Source organism: Zobellia uliginosa (assembly GCF_018860745.1).
GTDB lineage: Bacteria > Bacteroidota > Bacteroidia > Flavobacteriales > Flavobacteriaceae > Zobellia > Zobellia uliginosa_B.
This window is the reverse complement of the sequence record NZ_JAHKPY010000008.1, coordinates 43250-61580: the sequence shown is the minus strand read 5'-3', so window position 1 is coordinate 61580 and position 18331 is coordinate 43250. Positions and strand designations below refer to the sequence as shown.

Here is an 18331-nt window from a genome sequence, read left to right as displayed (position 1 = left end):
GTATTATTCTGAATCTGCTTGAACCCTTGCTTGCTCGGTAATCTTACCGTTGCCACAAACCAACTCTATTTTAGAAGTTTTAGGTAGTTTGTCACCAGGTTTGATCTGCTTGCCCTTATACTTAATATAATACACCATGTCCTTACCCAATTGATCAATATAAGTAACACGTTGTACATCTAGACCAACGGCGCGAAGCATAGATTGTGCATTACGCTGCGTAACTTGTATAATATTAGGAATAGAAACTTTTTTGTACCCAGACGGATTTACGGTAAAATAAATTTTACGGTTCTCTTTTACCTTATTTCCTGCCGGAGGATTTTGCTCAATAATAGAAAACCTAGGATAATCCGGGTTGAAGTTAGCAGAATCCAATACCTCATATCTTAGCTTAGCCTCTTCTACAGACTTGCGCATATCCGGTACGGACATTTTTGAAAAATCAGGAACCTCAACGAACTCACCATGATTTGTGGTTGAACCTAACCAACGTAACGCAAAAAACACGAATAAAATCAAAACCAATATGGCTAGACCTATTTGAATGAAAAATACCTTACTTTTTAAAAAATTGAAAAAATTACGCATCGGGTTCCTTTTAACGCAACAAATATAGTGAACTCGTGTTGCTTTTTTTGTTTAATTTCGGTTTCGTTTTTTACAGTAAATTTTAAACGGTCGTATGAAGAAGAATATTGCCATTATAATGGGTGGTTACAGCAGCGAATACAAAATATCGCTAAAAAGTGGAAATGTAGTACATAATTACATTAACAAAGAAAAGTTCAACACCTACCCTATTCATATTTTTGAGAACAAATGGGTTTTTGTAGATGAGAACGAAAAGGAACATCCTGTTAATAAGAACAATTTTACGGTGAGTCTAAATAACGAAACACTAAACTTTGATTGTGTTTTTAACGCTATTCACGGCTCGCCCGGGGAGGACGGCCTTATGCAAGCTTATTTTGAGCTTATTGGTATTCCACAAACATCTTGTGACTATTACCAATCTGCTCTCACCTTTAATAAGAGAGACCTTTTAAGTGTTTTAAAGCCTTATGGCATTAACTCAGCCCCTTCTTATTATTTAAATCTTGGTGATGAAATAAATGAAGAGGCCATCATAGAAAAAGTTGGTTTACCATGTTTTGTAAAAGCAAATAAGGCCGGAAGTAGTTTTGGTATTTCTAAAGTACATGAAAAAGAACATCTTAAAAGCGCTATTGATAATGCTTATAAAGAAGATGATGAGATTATTATAGAGTCTTTTTTAGATGGTACGGAGGTTTCCGTTGGGGTTATAACCTATAAAGGAGAAACCAAGGTTTTACCAATTACCGAAATAGTTACAGAAAATGACTTTTTTGACTATGAAGCGAAGTACGAAGGAAAATCACAGGAAATTACTCCTGCTCATATTTCAAAAATACAGCAACAGAAGGTTGAAGAACTTGCCAAACGTGCTTATGAGGTTTTAAAGATGAAAGGGTACTCTAGGAGCGAATTTATATTTATAGGTGATGAACCATATATGCTAGAGATGAATACTACCCCAGGACTTACTACGGAGAGTATATTACCACAACAAGCAGAAAAAGCTGGTATTTCGCTTGAAGAATTATTTACAAGCGCTGTAGATGAAGCTTTAGCCAAAAAAAGGTAACTTTATAAGATACGGAATAACCAACTCCAAAATATATGAGACGTGCTATTTTCCCAGGTTCATTTGACCCACTTACTTTAGGTCATTTTGATATTATCCAAAGAGGTATCACCCTTTTTGACGAGATTATTATTGCTATTGGAGTAAATGCCGATAAAAAATATATGTTTTCGTTAGAGCAGCGCATGAATTTCATTGTTGAAGCTTTTAGGCACGAACCAAAAATAAAAGTTCTTACATATGAAGGTCTTACAGTTGATTTCTGCAAGAAGGTTGATGCCGATTTTATTTTGAGAGGACTACGCAATCCTGGTGATTTTGAATTTGAGAAAGCCATAGCTCATACCAATAGAAAATTATCTGAGATAGAAACCGTATTTTTACTCACATCTTCAGGAAAATCCTACATAAGCTCATCAATTGTACGAGATGTAATTCGAAATGGTGGCGACTACACCAGCCTTGTGCCCGATACTGTGCGTACATAACGCATGTAACCTCTAATCTGCGAATATCATATTTTATAGATGCAAATGTTAAATTTAATTTGTAATTTGTAAGTAAATACAACAAAAATTGTTATTTTGCTTTACCAAACATCCTTTAAACCGAGCAACACAACGTGTTTGATGCTATTCACAACAAAGGTTTAGATATAACCTTAAATGCGGTTACTTTAGTCAGAAATTACAACAAACCTTGAACGGAACAAAAACCACATTGAATAACCCCCTTGTAAAACAGCTGCCTACGGCCACTGTCTTCACGAACAAAAAGTTCGAGGTTATTTATGCGTCCGACAAGTTTTTCTCTGACTTTTCCTTTGATACCAACAAGACTTTTGGAAAACCCATAAATGAACTTTTCACGACAATAAGTGAAGACTGGGAGAAAAAACTCTACAACTATCTTTCAGATGAAACTCATGAAGGCAATATAAATTACAGCTTAAATAGCGCGTCTGGCTCTAAATGGTATAAGTGGACCTGTGCCGCATGGCAAAATGAAACGAATGAAACCATTGGTCTCATTATTCACTTTGAAGACATTACAGAAAAGAAACTAAAAGATGAAGAGACAGATCAACTCCAATCTCTATTAGACGCCATGTGCATGATTAGTAAAATCGGAGTTTGGGACTACGATATGATTAACGATAAGCTCGTTTGTTGCGATGTGGTAAGAGAAATATATGGAGTTTCAAAAGATTATGAATTCTCATTTGATAACGCAATCGCTTCTTACAAGGATGGTTATAGCAGGAATACCATATCCATGCAAGTGCACGAGACCATGTCAAAAGGTAAAACGTGGGATGAAAAATTACAGTTTACAACTGCTAAAGGTGAAGAGGTTTGGGTACAAGTAGCTGGGATGCCCACCTACCTAGACGGCAAAATAGTTGGTGTTAAAGGAATTTTACAAAATATAGAAAAGCAAGTCCAAACAGAGAATAAGACCAAAGAAAACGAGCTCTTATTACGCACTCTTATTGACAATTTGCCTTTAAACGTTTTTATAAAGGATACAGAGTCCAGAAAAATTTTAGTGAATAAATCTGAATGTGACTATATGGGAGTAGATAGTCCAGATGACTTATTGGGCAAAAGTGATTTTGACCTTTTCCATGAGGAGATTGCATCAATTTCCAGGGCGGAAGACCTGCATGTAATGGAAACCCTAATTCCTATGCTGGGCAAAGAAACCATTAACATTACCAAAGACGGCAGGCAAGCTACCTTTCTTACTTCCAAAATACCGTTAACAGGAAATAATGGCAAGGCCCAAGGTTTGGTAGGCATAAGCATGGATATTTCAGACCTAAAACAAAAAGAACAAGAATTACGTGATCTTATAAATGTTACCTCTCAACAAAATAAGAAACTGGTAAACTTTGCTCATATTGTCTCCCATAATTTACGTTCCCATACTGCCAATTTCTCAATGTTATTGGACTTTTTAACCAATGAAAAGAACGAAGAAGAAAAGATACAGATTGTAAAAATGCTAACCCAAGCATCTGATAACTTACTAGAAACTTTAGAAAATCTCAATGAGGTAGTAGCGATTAATTCTAACGTAAATTTAGAAAGAAAGCCTATTAGATTAAATCAACGCATAGTTTCGGTAAAACGAAATCTAAAGGAATTCTTGGTCAATAATAACGCTAAAATAGTTAATTCCATATCCGAGCATACAACAGTAAAGGTTATTCCATCCTACATTGATAGTATTTTAATGAACTTCATTACCAATGCTGTAAAGTATAGACATCCAGACAGACAGCCCATAATTAATCTTAGTGCAACAAGTGAAAACGGATTCATAGTTCTTTCTATTGAAGACAATGGGTTAGGTATTGATTTAAAGAAATATGGCGAAAAATTATTTGGCATGTACAAGACCTTTCATGACCATAGTGATTCTAGAGGTATTGGTCTTTACATTACAAAAAACCAAATAGAGGCAATGAACGGTAAGGTTACAGTTGCCAGTGAGGTAGGCCTAGGTACTACTTTCAAAATATATTTTAATGAACAAAATTGAGAGTATTTGTATTATTGATGATGATCCGATTACGGTATTTGGCATTCAAAAAATGTTAAGTCTCGTGGTTGATTGTGATGATATTGCAGTATACCGTAATGGTAAATTGGCAATTGAGGGTATAAAGAAGCGAATAGAAGAAAACAAAAAAGCTCCTCAAGTCATTTTCCTTGATATAAACATGCCCATTATGGATGGATGGCAATTCCTAGATGAGTTTATCACTTTAGATTTAATGAATAAAGTAAGGGTTAACATCATCACCTCTTCCATAGACACTTTTGACTTACAGAACTGGGAAAATTTCAAGAAAAAAACAGAACATACCATTACTTATAATAACAAACCTATCCGTAAAGAACACGTTGCCGAGATTACCAAAATTGCATAGTAAAAGCTTATCTGTTTTTGCTTATTTTTGATATATGCGACGAATATCAATCAGAACTACTCCCTTTCTACTCACTATTTTTTTTATAGTCGTGCTTATCTGTTATTCATGCGAAACAGAACAGGAGGACAAAACCGCAGATTACAAAACACATTTTGAACTTAGTAACGGTACTGAAACAGCTACCTATCTAGAAACTATAGATTTCTACATTCACCTAGCCAAAGAGTTTCCTGAAATTAATATGCAAACCATTGGCGAAACAGATAGTGGATACCCTCTTCATATCATTACTTATAATCCAGATGGCGATTTCAACTTTCAAAAAATAAACGACAAAAAGACTATTCTATTTGTAAATAACGGCATTCACCCTGGCGAAAGCGATGGTATTGACGCCACTATGATGTTATATAGGAATCTAGCTACCGGCAAATTAAAAACACCCAAAAACACCGTGTTGGTTACCATACCTATTTACAATATAGGAGGTGCATTAAACAGAAACAGTACTACCCGTGCCAACCAAAACGGACCAAAATCATACGGCTTTAGAGGAAATGCTTTAAATTATGACCTTAATAGGGATTTCATAAAGGCAGACACAAAAAATGCCCGTACCTTTTTTGAAATCTTCCATATGGTCAATCCTGATATTTTTATTGACAATCATGTAAGCAACGGAGCGGACTATCAATATACACTAACACACCTGTTTACACAACACAATAAATTGGGTGGGGAATTAGGCGATTATGTAAATACTAAAATGATGCCCGCATTAGAGAAATCGCTACAGGACGCAAATTGGGATATTACACCTTACGTAAACGTCTTTAACCAAGTACCTGAAAAGGGATTTTCTCAGTTTATGGATTACCCTAGATATTCCACAGGCTACACCACATTGTGGAATACCTTAGGTATGATGGTAGAAACCCACATGCTAAAACCCTACAAACAGAGAGTAGAAGGCACGTACGAGCTTATGACAAAAATGATTGCCTTGGCAGAGACGGATTATAAAGAAATAAAACGGTTAAGAACCGAGGCAAAATATAGACATAAGGATTGGACCCACTACCCCACTAAATGGGAAATAGACACCACCAAAACAACAATATTGGATTTTAAGGGATATGAGGGAGATACGCTTACGAGCGAGATTACAGGATTTACACGACTTAAATATGATAGAAACCGGCCTTTTACTAAAAAAGTCGAATATCAGAATTTTTATAAGCCTATTGATTCCGTAACAGTTCCCAAAGCATATGTAATTAGAAAAGGATGGCGCAGAGTTCTTTCACTATTGGAGCTAAATCAAATTAAGTATAGTACAATACAAAAAGATACTATAATTAGTGTTGAGACGTATAAAATAGACCATTACAAGACATTAAACTACCCGTACGAAGGGCATTATCCTCACTATAATACTACAGTTTCTCAATCAACAGAAAAAATAAGATTCCAACAAGGTGATATTTTAATTCCTACAGATCAAAAAGGAATACGGTATATCATGGAAGCTTTGGAACCAGAAACTAAGGATTCTTTTTCTAACTGGAATTTTTTCGACTCCATATTGCAACAAAAAGAAGGATTTTCTCCGTATGTTTTTGAAGATGAGGCAACACAACTACTAAAGGAAAATCAGGTATTGAAAGACAGTTTTCTAGCCAAAAAAACTACGGATTCTATTTTTAACAGTAATTGGTACGCCCAACTAGATTATCTCTTTAAGCATTCCAATCATTATGAGGCGGCCCATATGCAATATCCGGTGTATAGAATCAAGAAAGATTAATACCTACCTACGCACCAAAAAGAATTTTAATATTATTGTAAGAGTTTTGCAGCGCTTCTTGAATTTTCTTGGGCCCTTTCCACTTCACCTTCATAATACCCTCTTTTTTTTCTGGCTTTAGTTTACCTGTGTAACTGGTTCTCATGGCATACCAGTGTACCTCTTTTAAGGTAAACACCCCATTATTGCTAAATATATGATAGGTTGTTTTTAAGAAATTCTCTATCCGTAAATCTTTTACACCGGTCTCCTCCATCACTTCCCTTACGGCGCAAGCCTCAATAGATTCGCCCTTATCCAATTTCCCTTTTGGTAAATCCCATTTATCGTTTCTGTAAATAAACAACACTTCTCCCAGGTCATTTGTAACCACGCCACCAGCAGCAACTACAAGCGGAATTCTATGTGTGAATTTCTTAAGAATATCCTCGTGATTTGGGTGATAGATGTAGGCTTCGGTCAATTTTTTCTTCCTCAACGCCTTTATAGCTTCCTGAATAGAAGCCTCGTTCAACAAAAAATATTCACCGCCACCAGTTTCCGAGAGCTTATTTGTTAAGATCAAAGGCAATTCGTTCACAAAAACTTTATACATTTGCGTCATGGTTTTAGACAAAAATACCGCCAAGAAAACGGCCGAACTTCTATTGCAAATTAATGCAATTAAGTTGAAACCGGAAAATCCTTTCTCATGGGCTTCCGGATGGAAATCTCCAATCTATTGTGATAATAGAATAATACTCTCCTACCCTGTCATAAGAAACTTCATAAGAGAAGAAATGGCAAAGCAGGTAGAAACGCTTTATGGCAAACCGGATATAATTGCCGGAGTAGCTACAGGTGCTATAGGAATCGGTGCTTTAGTAGCAGATTTTTTAGGACTTCCGTTCATTTACGTACGCCCTGAACCTAAAGCACATGGGCGTAAAAATCAGATTGAAGGACAGTTAGAACCCAACCAAACCGTTGTGGTTATTGAAGATTTGATCAGTACGGGAAAAAGCAGTTTAAACGCTGTAGATGCTCTAAAAGAATCCGGAGCCAACGTTAAAGGCATGTTGGCTATTTTTACCTATGGTTTTGATGTTGCCCAAACTAATTTTGAAGAAAGAAATGTCTCTTTAAATACACTCAGTGATTACGACCATTTGATAGAGCAAGCTTCAGAAACTCATTTTATTAAAGAAGACCAGTTAAATACCTTGTTAGAATGGAGAAAAAATCCATCTAAATGGGAACAATAATATTGATATGCACATAGAAACACCCCAAAAGAATATAGCCAAAGGAGATAAGGAGGTTTTTGATTTCCTAACCGATTTAAAGAATTTCGAAAAATTAATGCCGGAGAATATCGATAAATTTGAGGTCATCAATGAAGATCGTTTTCTTTTTGCGTTAAAAGGAATGCCACAAATTGTATTGCAACGTCAAACGCAAACACCAAATAGTCAGATTGTTCTGGGTGCAGCAAGTGACAAACTACCTTTTACCCTAACTGCAGATATCATTGCAGTAAGTGATACAGAAAGCAAAGTTTCGTTAAGTTTTGAAGGTCAGTTCAATGCTATGATGGCCATGATGATCAAACATCCAATAACAAATTTCATGGGTACTTTATCTGAAAACTTAACGAAAATTTAATTAGTAAAGGAGCTTTACCTCTTTAATATCAAATTCCTTGATTACGTTGTCCTCCAGAACTATTTGTAGTTTTCCTGTAGGTGAAACTCCGCGAATAAAACCCATAAACAGTTCATTTTCTTTATTCTCAAAAGTAGAAGGTTTGTCTTTTCTAAAAAGAACCTTTTCGTAAGTTTGCCAAAGACTTTCAGTGCTTCTGGAATGTGAATCTAAGAAAGCTGATTTCAAGTTTTCTATCAGTTCCAACAGTAACTCGTCCAGGTTGAAATTCTTGCCCAATATCAGTTTTAAGGAGGATGCATTTTCAAGCTCGCCAAAAAAGGTTTGGTTAACATTAAGGCCAATTCCTATAATACCGGTATTTATTAAATTTCCAGAAAGAATATTTTCAATGAGAATACCACAAATTTTTGAAGTACCTGACAGAATGTCGTTGGGCCATTTAATACTTAAATCTGGCACGTGATGCGCCTTTAAAGTTTTGTACACGGCTAAAGAGACACAAATATTCAATACAAAATAATCATTCACACTTAAATTCAAACCCTTCCTTAACACACTAAAAGTAAGGTTTTTACCAGAATCAGACTCCCACTTAGCGCCCATTTGCCCTTTTCCACTACGTTGTTCTTTTGCCGTCACCACAGTAAAATCAGCCCCTAAACCATCAGACAACAAACGCTTAAAATATGCGTTTGTAGAGTCCGTGGCATCAAGTTTGATTATGTTCATGCTAAGTTCTTTTAGAATATATTGTATCTATTATAAAAAACTAGCTCTAAAAGAACAAAAAAATAATAACTTTGTACAAACTAAAATTTTTGAATGCAAAAAAGCAAAGCCAGTGCAGATGAACTAATTGCATTGATATTACAGGGGATAGAAGAAGTTAAAGGTCAAGATATACATTTACTTGATCTCAGAGATATAGAAAACACCGTTTGCGACTACTTTATAATTAGTAATGGTACTTCAAATACGCACGTAAACGCAATAGTAGGGTCGATTCGTAAAATCGTTAGTAAATCCATACAAGATAAACCTTGGCATGTAGAAGGTGAAGATAATGCCGAATGGGTGTTAATGGATTACGTCAATGTTGTAGTGCATGTTTTCCAAAAACAAATTCGAGAATATTATGATATTGAAGGACTTTGGGGAGATGCCAAAGTAACCAAAATAGAGAGTAGCAGTAGTTTGAATCAGTAAAAAAATATAATGGCTAAAGATAACAATACGAATACAAAAAAACCGAAGTTCAGCTCATGGTGGATATATGGATTGATCGCAATACTTTTAATTGGTTTTCAATTTATAGGCAGTGGCAATTTAGCCAGCACCAGAAAGACAACAACTTCTGAGTTGCAAGAATACCTTAGAAACGGTGATGTCAAGGAAATAATGATCATTACCAATACACGCCAGGCAAAAGTTTTCCTTACGGAAGAAGCTATGGCCAAAGACGTTCATAAGGATGTAGCTGAAAAGCCATTTCTTCCTGCAACTGGTGCTGTTCCCCAATATGTATTGGATTATGGGGATTTACAGAACTTTGAGAATGAAATAAAGAACATAAAAAAAGAGAACAATTTAGATACTATTGTTGATTACGATACCGACAATAACTATCTAATGGACCTTCTATTAGGCATATTACCATTTGTATTGATTATTGGTATATGGATTTATCTGATGAGAAGAATGTCTGGCGGCGGCGGCGGTGGCGCTGGTGGTCAAATCTTTAATATAGGCAAATCTAAAGCAAAGCTTTTTGATGAAAAGACAGATACCAGAACCTCATTTAAGGATGTTGCCGGTCTTGAAGGTGCAAAAGAAGAAGTAGAGGAAATTGTAGAATTCCTCAGAAACCCGGACAAGTACACTTCTTTAGGCGGGAAAATACCAAAAGGAGCGCTTCTAGTAGGCCCTCCGGGAACAGGTAAGACACTTTTGGCCAAAGCTGTTGCAGGAGAAGCTAAAGTGCCTTTCTTCTCACTGTCTGGGTCTGATTTCGTTGAAATGTTTGTGGGTGTTGGTGCATCTAGAGTACGTGACCTATTTAAACAAGCAAAAGATAAATCACCTGCCATTATATTTATAGATGAAATTGATGCTATTGGTCGTGCTCGGGGTAAAAATAACTTTACCGGTTCTAATGATGAACGAGAAAACACGCTAAACCAATTATTGACGGAGATGGATGGTTTTGGAACAAACACTAACGTTATTGTACTGGCTGCTACCAACCGCGCAGATGTATTGGATAAAGCTTTGATGCGTGCGGGTCGTTTTGACAGACAGATATACGTAGACCTGCCGGACATTAGAGAAAGAAAAGAAATTTTTGAGGTTCACTTAAGACCCATTAAAACATCTGAAGCTTTGGATCTAGAGTTTTTAGCAAGACAAACACCAGGATTTTCTGGTGCAGATATAGCCAATGTTTGTAATGAAGCTGCATTGATAGCCGCTAGAAAAGAGAAGAAAGCTGTATCCAAACAAGATTTCTTAGACGCTGTGGACAGAATTGTTGGCGGATTAGAGAAAAAGAACAAAATTATAACCCCTGGCGAAAAGGAAACTATCGCTTACCACGAGGCCGGTCATGCCACTACAAGCTGGATGCTTGAGCACGCTGCACCGTTGGTGAAGGTTACTATTGTTCCAAGGGGCCAATCCTTAGGTGCCGCATGGTACTTACCAGAAGAACGCCTTATTGTTCGTCCGGAGCAGATGTTAGATGAAATGTGTGCTACCATGGGCGGCAGAGCTGCTGAAAAAGTTATTTTTAACAAAATATCTACCGGGGCGTTAAGTGACTTGGAAAAAGTAACCAAACAAGCCAGGGCAATGGTTACCATTTATGGTCTTAATGATGAGATCGGTAACATAACCTATTACGATTCCTCAGGACAAGATTCATACGGTTTCTCTAAACCTTACAGCGAAGACACTGCTCGTAAAATCGATAAGGAAATATCTAAAATTATCGAGGAGCAATACCAAAGAGCTATTCAGGTATTGACCGATAATAAAGATAAACTAACAGTTCTGGCTGAAAGGTTATTGGAAAAAGAAGTCATCTTCAAAGAAGATTTAGAGAAAATTTTCGGTAAAAGATCTTTCGGTGAAGAGTTTGATTTAAAAGGTCAGGAAAAAATTGCTGATGATACATTATCCGCCGAGGATAAGTTAGCTGAAGAAGGTGAAGAAAATAAATAACAACATTTAACGTTTTCTTTAACTAGAGGAGAACGCATATTGAGTTTTATAAGAGCAAATGGGGCTATTTGACAAATTATTCGGCGGCGGTAAGCAAAAGAAGGTTTCCAAAGAAACAGCGGAAACCAGAGGTGCGCATATGCCCGACCTGAACATTCCTGTAGATGAGAAATTTACCATACATTTTAAACAAAATGGCGGTAAATTTCTTTACTGCGATTCATTTTCGGAAATTTCTCAAGCGGTAAAAAACATCGTTAATGAGAACAGTTGGCAAGAACATCCCTTTTATGTTATAAATCAAAAACTTAAAGAGAAGTTCTCTAAGGAGAATATTAGCTTTACTGACAGAAGTAGAGATAGTGAAGTTTTTTTTACAACTTGCGAGCATCTAATTGCTCAAAATGGCTCTATATTAGTTTGTTCGAACCAGCTTATGGACAAGAAACTGAACGAACTTCCTTATAATGTAATCGTATTTGCTACCACTAGCCAATTGGTTGAGTCCATAGGTGAAGGTTTAAAAACGATTAAAAAGAAATACGGCCACAATATCCCTGCGAACATTACTACATTAAAGCATTTTCAAGCCAATGAAGGAAATTCAAACGATTTCCTAACGTACGGGAGCAGCTCTAAAAATCTGTATCTTTTACTTTTGGAAGACCTATAATAACATGAAGGAAGTTTTAAGGCGTTCAATTACAGGAGCTGTTTACATCTTTTTATTGTTGTCCGCGGTCTTTTTAAGTTCAGATGCCTTTGACTTTTTGTTCATGATTTTTGGGCTTGCTTGCTTAAATGAATACAAAAAGCTGGTAGACTTAAAAGGACTTCATATTTATGGTGCCTATTTAATTCTTTGGTGGGCATTCATATACTTTGTAAGTGACATGACATTGGTCTACGTTCTATTGGGCTGTACCCTTGTTGTAAATTGCATGTTGCTTTTTTACCTTTTCTCAAAAAGGACCAAACTTTTCAATACCGTTCAAAAATTTCTTATTGGTTTATTCTATGTAGGAGGAGGTTGCATCTTCCTTACAATGATCCCATATACCAATAATGACTTTGCCAAGTTTCTAATTATAGGTATTTTTATCTTAATTTGGGTAAATGATTCGTTTGCTTACATTGTGGGTCGTAGCTTTGGGCGGACCAAGTTATTTTCTGCGGTGTCACCAAAGAAAACTATAGAAGGTGCTCTTGGCGGATTAGTTTTTGCCGTTGGATCAGCTTATTTTATGGCTAAATATGAACCTATTTTAAACCCCATTCAATGGGTAATATTAGCTGTAGTGATTGTAATATCGGGTAATCTGGGAGATTTAATAGAGTCCAAATTTAAAAGAACGGCAGGCGTAAAAGATAGTGGTGCTATTTTACCCGGCCATGGCGGCATGCTAGATCGCCTAGATAGTTTAATATTTGCAGCGCCGTTTGCGTACTTAACCTTAAAAATATTTGCCCATGTTTCATAGAGAGGGTCAAAAAATTATTCTGATCACCTTTTTTATAGTCGCAGCAGTTATACTCGGCTCTCAATATGCTATAGAAATTCCATGGCTTCGATTAGGAATTCAATTATTGGCCGTAGTATTTTTAATTTTAATTCTTCAATTTTTTAGAAACCCAACTCGTAAAGTAGCAAAGAACTTTGATGACATATTGGCTCCCGTAGATGGCAAAGTGGTTGTTATTGAAGAGGTTGAAGAAACAGAATTCTTTAAGGATAAACGTATACAGGTATCTATTTTCATGTCTCCAACAAACGTTCATGTTACACGTTATCCTGTGAGCGGAAGCGTAAAATATTCAAAATATCATCCTGGAAAATATTTGGTGGCATGGCATCCTAAATCCAGCACAGAGAACGAACGAACCACTGTAGTTATCCGTACACCGAAATTTGGAGATATCCTTTACAGACAGATTGCGGGTGCCTTAGCGCGACGAATAGTGAACTATGCGGAAGAAGGTGACAACGTTCAACAAGGTGAAGATGCAGGTTTTATAAAATTCGGTTCTAGAGTAGATTTGTTTTTACCCTTAGATTGCGCGATTACCGTTAAACTAAACCAAAAAGTAATAGGTGCAGAGACTTGTGTTGCCGCAGTTCTAAAAAAGAATGAAGAAGGAGAAATTACATACTGATTTCGACAGGGCGGTAGAGTTCATGAACAACTTTACCGAACCTCTGCCAGCCGATCTACTGCTTAAGCTCTACGCCTATTATAAAATAGCGAATAGAAACTATAGCAATCCAGGAAGTAGAACTCCTTTAATCAATGCATTTAAGGCCAATGCCCTAATTCAGGCTAAAAACATTAAACGAGATGATGCAATGAAAGCATATATAAAGCTCGTTAAGGCTGAAGTCAAAAATAAAAAATAATATTTTTCAATTATTACAAGACCGATTTATTCATAAAGGTCTTTTTTATCTGCCTTACAAAGCTCATAGATAAAACCACCCAATTTTTCAGTTACGTCCTTGAAAAAACGTTCACCTTTTTCTTTTGTAGACTTATGAGGATTACCAACACCAGTATCTTCACTTATTTTTGACCATTCCCTTTCAGCCCAAGCCCAACCTTCCGAAAAGGCTTTAATCTTATACTTCTTAGAAAATCCATCTCCCCATTCCTCTTTAGGTAACACCAAATCTGGCTGAAGGTAGAGCATTAGACTAGTCTCCATTTCATCTGCATGATCTCCTTTTTCATCAAAATACAAATCCTTGTCCAACACGCCTGGAAAAAAACAAAAGCTAATGAACATTTTAGGAAACTTGTACCCTAGTTCACGAACCAATGGCTTAAAATTATTGCCTCCGTGGCCATTAAAAATCAAAAGCTTGTAAATTCCCTGTCTGTTCAAGACCTCAACAATATCAGTCAATATTGCCAACTGTGTACTCGGATTTAAGTTTATATCAAGATAGATATCAGATTGGCCCGTATTAACCCCAAACGGAATAGTAGGCAACACAATAGGTTTACATCCTTTGTCCCATGCAATGCGCGCAGACTCCGCGGTCATATGGTCTGCTTGAAAATTATCCGTTGCATAAGGCAAATGATAATTATGGGCCTCTGTAGCTCCCCATGGCAATATGGCTAAATCAAATTTCTCATTCTTCAAGGCTTTCCAATTGGTCTCCGCTAAAATATATGGTCTCATAAATGACTGTTATCTAAAAAAATAATATACTAGGTTTAAGTAAACATCGGCTTATGCTAAAGTATAAAAAGCCATCACACTATTGTTTTACTATCGTGAACAGCTGATTCAAAATAGGTAAAATAAAAACCGCAAAATATAGTAATCATAAAATAGATAGCAACAAGCCAACTACCAAAAGTGATATAGTTATTTAATCCAAACCAATCTCCCGAAAATAATAATAACAGCAATCCTAATGCCCCTCTAAACAACTCTATATAAACAGCGTAGTGCTTACGGTCCATTAGTGTTGTGTATCCATAAATACCGGTAAAGACTACAAAGCCAAATAACAAAAGGCCACTTACACCTATCTCCGTATAATTGTAGAACATAAACCATAAAAACAATGTGGTGGTAATAAGCTGAAAAATTGCATAGCTTTTTAAGGCATTGGAGGCCGGTGTTTCATAGCGCTGGAAGGTATAAACATCCTTAATTACCTGAATAGGATATCTTGTCTTTACATCACTAGGCCGCCAACCCGTTGGCATAAACCATATGCGTATTTTATCCCAGTAGCTTTTCGTATGCCAAGCATCTTTAATCAACCGCCAAATATGTTGGAAATTAATAGGAATTGGATTCCACGTAGAAGCAGGTTTCAAAACACCATATTGAGGCGGCACATCTTTCAGTTCTTCTTGAAACGTACCAAACCAACGATCCCAAACACAAAGAATCTGACCTAAATTCTTATCTATATATTCCGGGTTGATAGCATGGTGAACCCTATGTTGAGACGGCGTAACTATTATATATTCCGCCCAACCCAGTTTACCTATATGTTGTGTATGATACCAAAATTGCGCAAACAAGTGAACGGGAGCTAGAATAGCTATGATCTCGTTAGGCACCCCAAAAAAAGCAGCAGGAATCAATAACAGAGGAAAATAACCGATTAAATTAGAAATCGATTGACGCAGCGCACATGCCAAATTGAACTCTTCACTACTATGATGAATAACATGTTGGTTCCAAAAAAAATTTACTTTGTGATTCAACCGATGGTTCCAATAGCCAGCAAAATCTATTACTACAAAAGCCACAAGCCAAAGAAGCCATGTACTTTCTAATTTAAATACCGCCAAATGCTCTAGTAAAAAAGGATAGGTAATCAAAATAAAACCCAAACCCAAAGTATCTTTTATAATGTTTGTAAAACCGGAGCTGATACTTGAAACAGAGTCCATTACCTTATGTTTCTGATTTTTAACAAAATAGCCATATCCTATTTCTATGACTAAAAGCACCACAAAAAAAGGAATTGCATATAAAAGAGCCTTAGCATAAGTTTCCACCTAGGATGTTTTAAATTTTGAATATTGACGCAAACTTTTTAAGTTCTGTCTTAATTAAATGGTCCCACCATGATATGAGCTCGAAAAGTGCCAGGATCCATTAACCAAGGCATTCCCTTTTCATGAGGTTTTATTGGCAACCCAGTAGATTCTGCAGTAGCAAAAGGCGTATAAATTACATAACGGTATTGCCCATCTCCCAATTCACCCGTTTCTTTGTCATAGGCCTCATCACTTCCGTAATAAATATAAAGCATACTGGGCACGATAGGCATTTGCCACTTACCCGCAGCTACTTCAGCACCTTGAATTTCACGTTTCTCTTTAGTGTTTTTTCCTTCAGCGGTTAACTCCCTTCCTCTTTTCATAAAAGGTTCCAATGTTTTGGAATAGCAAGCAACACTTACCCCTTCTTTTTCCGGGTCATCTCCAATACATATTAAATTACTAGTACCCTCCCTTAACACCATTAATTTTCCAGAGCTATCATACCCATAAACCATGGCTGTATTTTTATCAGCTTCCGGTGCCGGGAGGACCGCGGTTTTAATTTGAATATCAGTTGATAGTATCCCGGTCTTAGTTTCTTGTGAAGTCACAAAACAAACCGACAATAGAGTTGTTAGAAATATAATTTTTTTCATATCATATTGGTTTTACATAAATATAAACATGAAAAGTTAATTAAAAAGATTAACGGAACAAAAAAGAAGGACCCCGAAGTCAGAAAGTGGGGGAACAAATATATTCATGACAAATGGGGCCTCCAATGACTTAAGCAGATTGAACAAATCTCAAAAAATATGTATCCAAGTAAGAATATGGAGCTACTATTAACCAATTTTCGATACTGCAAATCTGATAAGACATTACAATATACGCCTATAAATGAATTTTGGTTCATTTATAAATGTTAAAATTTTAAGACTTTATAGCATCCCAACAGATAGAAAATGTTTGATTAATAATTTCGTCGGTAACATCTACCTTATCCAAAGACAATTGTCTTGCCAATGTATTTGCATAACCATATAACATTGGTATTATCAAATCATTATCTATATCCTTAACAATCAGCTCTTCTTTACCTCGATCCAAAAGATTATTTATAAAACTAATAAACTGCTCGTCTAGCTTATTGCTTTCCGCGGAAACATAGGATGAATATCTAAACTGATGCATAAAAATAACCTCCGAACTATTGGAAACACGGAACTTTAAAACATTTGACCAAATTACTTGAAATTGTTTTTTAAGAGGTAGATGTTGAATGGACGGAAGTATAGAAAGTGTACCCCCCATCAATAAATGCATATATAATTCATTAAGCAACTGCTCCTTACTATCAAAATATATATAAAGTGTTCCCGCTGCTACTTTTGCTTTTTTTGCTATTGATGACATGGTTAGTTTATCAAGCCCCACCTCTGAAGTCAGCTCTGTAGCCGCCTTAAAAATCGAATTTATTTTGGTGTCGTCTTTTAATCTCACATTACTGATATTACAATTAAAGTGAATATAAATTCATTTATAAATTTACAACTTAATATTAAATAAAATCCATAAATCCCTGAATACAGGGAGAATGAAATACAATCAACGTCATACCTTTGACGTTAAAGAATAACAAAAGGTTGTCACCAAGCCTATTAATACAATTAAACTATATGATTTTCTTTTTCGGCACGCGCGCCAGTAAAATCAAGGAACGAAAACTGAGGAGAACAACATGTCTTTACTGCCAATCGCAAGATTCTTTTACCGTATCTACCTATGGCAACTATTTTCACTTCTTCTGGATACCAATGTTCCCGCTTTGGAAAAAGCACATAGCAGAATGTAGTCATTGTAAAAAAAGTTACGCATTTGCAGAGTTTACCCCTGAGATGCTCAAAAGCCTTGAGGTAGAAAATAATACAAACCCTGCCAAACGACCCTTGTGGCAGAGCTCAGGATGTTTGATTCTTGTTTTATTTTTCATAATCGTCTTTTCATTGTCAATTTTTGGAGTTTATTCTCGCTCCGGAGATACCAATAACACTGCCGATATAGACCCCAGAAAAGAATGGTTGGATGCTGATTTAAAAAAAGTTGCCAAATTAACTAAAAACCATAAAGATTCTATTTCAACATCTCTAAAAAGTTGTGTTGATTATGAAATAGTAAGTGGGGTAGATACAGAAAACATTGAATACTATTCAAAGCAGAACGCAAACAAACTTTTAATACTTTTAAGAATAAAAGATATTAAAAAGATTGAACCCAAATTTAGAAAAGACATTCTTGAAATATTAGAAGATTGTATTTATCAAATAGATTCACAAAAACAATTCGATTCGCTCTATATTGGTATTAAAGGAAAGTGGAATACCGTTCTTGTACGCACACCCACACAGGAAGATATTAGAGGACGATTTGCCGATAAATACAAACTACTCCCCTTTTATGGGAATGACAGCCCTAATCGCCCTTTAACAAAACAGCCGGATACTCTATTAATAGAATAACCGACTGTATTTAAT

General features: G+C 36.0%; 21 protein-coding genes. 14 read left to right on the top strand and 7 right to left on the bottom strand.

All coding sequences use genetic code 11. From position 1 onward, the window contains the following. Positions 1–3 precede the first annotated feature (3 nt). On the bottom strand, positions 4–591 hold the full coding sequence (locus tag KO521_RS11105; RefSeq protein WP_215939999.1) for a PASTA domain-containing protein: 588 nt from the start codon (positions 589–591) through the stop codon (positions 4–6). Between the two features lie 94 nt (positions 592–685). On the opposite strand from KO521_RS11105, the gene KO521_RS11100 reads away from it, so the two are divergent. The 5 genes from KO521_RS11100 to KO521_RS11080 all read left to right on the top strand — a co-directional run bounded on the left by KO521_RS11100 (position 686) and on the right by KO521_RS11080 (position 6417). Next, the gene (locus KO521_RS11100; RefSeq protein WP_215939998.1) at positions 686–1669 is read left to right on the top strand and encodes a D-alanine--D-alanine ligase; all 984 of its coding nucleotides are present in this window, start codon (positions 686–688) and stop codon (positions 1667–1669) included. Positions 1670–1704: 35 nt separating this feature from the next. After that, positions 1705–2157 (top strand): pantetheine-phosphate adenylyltransferase, encoded by a 453-nt coding sequence (gene coaD / locus KO521_RS11095; protein ID WP_215939997.1) that lies wholly within the window; start codon positions 1705–1707, stop codon positions 2155–2157. A gap of 211 nt (positions 2158–2368) precedes the next feature. Beyond that, positions 2369–4216, top strand: a complete 1848-nt coding sequence (locus KO521_RS11090) for a PAS domain-containing sensor histidine kinase (RefSeq protein ID WP_215939996.1) — start codon at positions 2369–2371, stop codon at positions 4214–4216. Continuing rightward, the gene (locus KO521_RS11085) at positions 4203–4607 is read left to right on the top strand and encodes a response regulator (protein ID WP_215939995.1); all 405 of its coding nucleotides are present in this window, start codon (positions 4203–4205) and stop codon (positions 4605–4607) included. Before KO521_RS11090 ends, KO521_RS11085 begins: the two co-directional genes overlap by 14 nt. A 34-nt stretch (positions 4608–4641) precedes the next feature. Further along, positions 4642–6417, top strand: a complete 1776-nt coding sequence (locus tag KO521_RS11080) for a M14 family metallopeptidase (protein WP_252730029.1) — start codon at positions 4642–4644, stop codon at positions 6415–6417. 7 nt (positions 6418–6424) lie between these two features. Here KO521_RS11080 and KO521_RS11075 read toward each other — a convergent pair whose 3' ends face one another. Beyond that, positions 6425–7012, bottom strand: a complete 588-nt coding sequence (locus KO521_RS11075) for an NUDIX hydrolase (RefSeq protein WP_215939994.1) — start codon at positions 7010–7012, stop codon at positions 6425–6427. Between the two features lie 7 nt (positions 7013–7019). On the opposite strand from KO521_RS11075, the gene pyrE reads away from it, so the two are divergent. Then, a complete protein-coding gene (gene pyrE / locus KO521_RS11070; RefSeq protein ID WP_215939993.1) occupies positions 7020–7661 on the top strand; it encodes an orotate phosphoribosyltransferase in 642 nt (213 codons plus the stop codon). 7 nt (positions 7662–7668) lie between these two features. Then, on the top strand, positions 7669–8061 hold the full coding sequence (locus KO521_RS11065) for an SRPBCC family protein (protein ID WP_215939992.1): 393 nt from the start codon (positions 7669–7671) through the stop codon (positions 8059–8061). Here the strand turns inward: KO521_RS11065 and KO521_RS11060 are convergent, their stop codons facing one another. Beyond that, on the bottom strand, positions 8062–8793 hold the full coding sequence (locus KO521_RS11060; protein WP_215939991.1) for a biotin--[acetyl-CoA-carboxylase] ligase: 732 nt from the start codon (positions 8791–8793) through the stop codon (positions 8062–8064). It abuts the gene before it with no gap. A 93-nt stretch (positions 8794–8886) separates the two neighbouring features. Between KO521_RS11060 and rsfS the strand changes: the two genes are divergently transcribed. From rsfS to KO521_RS11030, 6 genes are read left to right on the top strand one after another with little or no spacing between them, the layout of a single operon-like run. After that, positions 8887–9270 carry a ribosome silencing factor gene (gene rsfS / locus KO521_RS11055; RefSeq protein ID WP_215939990.1) on the top strand — a complete coding sequence of 128 codons (384 nt, stop codon included), beginning with the start codon at positions 8887–8889 and terminating at the stop codon, positions 9268–9270. Between the two features lie 9 nt (positions 9271–9279). Continuing rightward, positions 9280–11283 (top strand): ATP-dependent zinc metalloprotease FtsH, encoded by a 2004-nt coding sequence (ftsH, locus tag KO521_RS11050; protein WP_215939989.1) that lies wholly within the window; start codon positions 9280–9282, stop codon positions 11281–11283. Positions 11284–11341: 58 nt separating this feature from the next. Further along, positions 11342–11956, top strand: a complete 615-nt coding sequence (locus KO521_RS11045; protein WP_215939988.1) for an LUD domain-containing protein — start codon at positions 11342–11344, stop codon at positions 11954–11956. 4 nt (positions 11957–11960) lie between these two features. Next, positions 11961–12764 (top strand): phosphatidate cytidylyltransferase, encoded by an 804-nt coding sequence (locus tag KO521_RS11040; protein ID WP_215939987.1) that lies wholly within the window; start codon positions 11961–11963, stop codon positions 12762–12764. Next, on the top strand, positions 12754–13437 hold the full coding sequence (locus tag KO521_RS11035; RefSeq protein WP_215939986.1) for a phosphatidylserine decarboxylase family protein: 684 nt from the start codon (positions 12754–12756) through the stop codon (positions 13435–13437). Before KO521_RS11040 ends, KO521_RS11035 begins: the two co-directional genes overlap by 11 nt. Then, positions 13412–13678, top strand: coding sequence for an acyl-CoA-binding protein (locus KO521_RS11030; RefSeq protein WP_215939985.1), 267 nt, complete (start codon positions 13412–13414; stop codon positions 13676–13678). Before KO521_RS11035 ends, KO521_RS11030 begins: the two co-directional genes overlap by 26 nt. A gap of 26 nt (positions 13679–13704) precedes the next feature. Here KO521_RS11030 and KO521_RS11025 read toward each other — a convergent pair whose 3' ends face one another. The 4 genes from KO521_RS11025 to KO521_RS11010 form a co-directional block, all read right to left on the bottom strand. After that, positions 13705–14466 carry a creatininase family protein gene (locus KO521_RS11025; RefSeq protein ID WP_215939984.1) on the bottom strand — a complete coding sequence of 254 codons (762 nt, stop codon included), beginning with the start codon at positions 14464–14466 and terminating at the stop codon, positions 13705–13707. A gap of 74 nt (positions 14467–14540) precedes the next feature. Beyond that, on the bottom strand, positions 14541–15809 hold the full coding sequence (locus KO521_RS11020; protein ID WP_215939983.1) for a sterol desaturase family protein: 1269 nt from the start codon (positions 15807–15809) through the stop codon (positions 14541–14543). Between the two features lie 50 nt (positions 15810–15859). After that, on the bottom strand, positions 15860–16453 hold the full coding sequence (locus KO521_RS11015) for a hypothetical protein (protein ID WP_215939982.1): 594 nt from the start codon (positions 16451–16453) through the stop codon (positions 15860–15862). 277 nt (positions 16454–16730) lie between these two features. Continuing rightward, positions 16731–17300 (bottom strand): TetR/AcrR family transcriptional regulator, encoded by a 570-nt coding sequence (locus KO521_RS11010; protein WP_215939981.1) that lies wholly within the window; start codon positions 17298–17300, stop codon positions 16731–16733. A gap of 176 nt (positions 17301–17476) precedes the next feature. Here KO521_RS11010 and KO521_RS11005 point away from each other — a divergent pair, with 176 nt between their 5' ends. Beyond that, positions 17477–18316 (top strand): zinc-ribbon domain-containing protein, encoded by an 840-nt coding sequence (locus tag KO521_RS11005; protein ID WP_215939980.1) that lies wholly within the window; start codon positions 17477–17479, stop codon positions 18314–18316. The last annotated feature ends 15 nt before the right edge of the window (positions 18317–18331 follow it).